The organism is Silvania confinis (genome assembly GCF_025564085.1).
GTDB classification, from domain to species: Bacteria; Pseudomonadota; Gammaproteobacteria; order Enterobacterales; family Enterobacteriaceae; genus Enterobacter; species Enterobacter confinis.
On record NZ_JAMGZJ010000041.1, the window covers coordinates 1 to 458 of the forward strand.

General features: G+C 39.7%; 1 protein-coding gene. It reads right to left on the reverse strand.

All coding sequences use genetic code 11. The features are described 5' to 3' along the window. A partial coding sequence (locus M8013_RS00185) for a LysR family transcriptional regulator (protein WP_271265830.1) occupies positions 1 to 321 on the reverse strand: 321 nt, incomplete at its 3' end. Between the last annotated feature and the right edge of the window lie 137 nt (positions 322 to 458).

The following is a 458-nucleotide window of genomic DNA, read 5'->3' on the forward strand; positions in this document are numbered from 1 at the left end:
TATATATGCTATGGAAAAATCTACCGGCATTGAAACTCGAAGCAGGCCAGACGGCGCCGAAGCCATATCACTCAAACTTTGATTTGCTACACGTGCCTCATCTACTATTGGTTTGCATCGTTGATAGTATGCGTTCCCAAGCTCTGTAACCTCTAAGGTTCTAGTAGTTCTCCGAATTAGTCGAACGCCTATCTCTTTCTCTAAAACTGACAATCTTCTTGACAATGTAGAAACTGGTATTTTTAGTTTTTCCGCCGCTTTTCGAAGACTATTCTGCCGAACAACCTCTACGAAAATTTCCATATCATCGAGTCTTAACATACAGTCCCTCAGCCTTGATTAAAAGGCATTAAGCACAAATAAAACTAGAAGAAAATCCTCAAAAACAAAATAAACCATCACTATTGCAGAAGGAAGATCATGAACCAATCAACTCGAACACCAACAGGCTGTTCTTT